The sequence below is a fragment of the Synechococcus sp. F70.1 genome, assembly GCF_047502745.1.
Lineage (GTDB): Bacteria > Cyanobacteriota > Cyanobacteriia > Thermostichales > Thermostichaceae > Thermostichus.
This window is the reverse complement of sequence record NZ_JANSJL010000120.1, coordinates 1-808: the sequence shown is the minus strand read 5'-3', so window position 1 is coordinate 808 and position 808 is coordinate 1. Positions and strand designations below refer to the sequence as shown.

Annotated in this window: 1 protein-coding gene; it reads left to right on the top strand. The window is 55.4% G+C overall.

Annotated features, from left to right (window positions below):
* Positions 1 to 182: 182 nt before the first annotated feature.
* Positions 183 to 808, top strand: a 626-nt coding sequence (gene csx2, locus NW860_RS11200) for a TIGR02221 family CRISPR-associated protein (RefSeq protein ID WP_414514219.1), incomplete at its 3' end; no start/stop codon positions are given.

Below are 808 nucleotides of genomic sequence, written 5' to 3'. Positions count from 1 at the left end.
GTCGAGATCATGCTGGAATCCCCATCGCTCCAGAGGCCAACTGCTTTCTAGGTTAACTTCAGGCTCTTTCACCCTCTCTGTTTGGGAAAAGGCGTCTTGTTTTCGTGAAGGGGGGCTTTCAGGTTGCAGGAGCTTGCCAGCGCCTATGCTTTGATTGTTGCAGGCTCACCTGGAGGATCCCTATGGCCAAAACCCTTTTGACTACCCTGGGCACCACCAAATACACGGAGACAGTGTATTTCTTTGGAGAGCAAAGGGCAGATAAAACCTGCTACGTTGCCAAAGCCCTCTGCCAGCTTTTTGAGATTGACAGAGTTGTTCTCCTGCTTACCGAAGAAGCCCGCGCTACGCACTGGAACTGTCTGCAGGACTGTCTTCCCTCCCACGTGGAGAAAATTGCCAGGGCTATCCCCGAAGGGAAAACCGAGGCAGAGACTTGGGAGATCTTCGACGTGCTGGTGGATAGCATCGAGCCTAACACCCAGCTGCTTTTTGATATCACCCACGCCTTTCGCTCCATCCCGGTGCTGATGCTCTTGGGAGCCGCCCTTTTGCGCAAGGCTAAAAACGTCGAGATCCAGGGGCTCTACTACGGCCTCTACCGCCCTGGTCAGGCAGAAACCCCCATCATCGATCTCACGCCGGCCATTCGGCTTTTGGACTGGCTGACGGCTAGTGACAAGTTCATCAGCACCGGCTCGGCGGTGGAACTGGGGCAGCTTTTGGACAGGGTTCAACGGGACTTTTACCGGCAGCAAAAGCCCTGCAAAGGGGATCCCAGGCCCACCCGGCTGCAGAGCTTTGGACA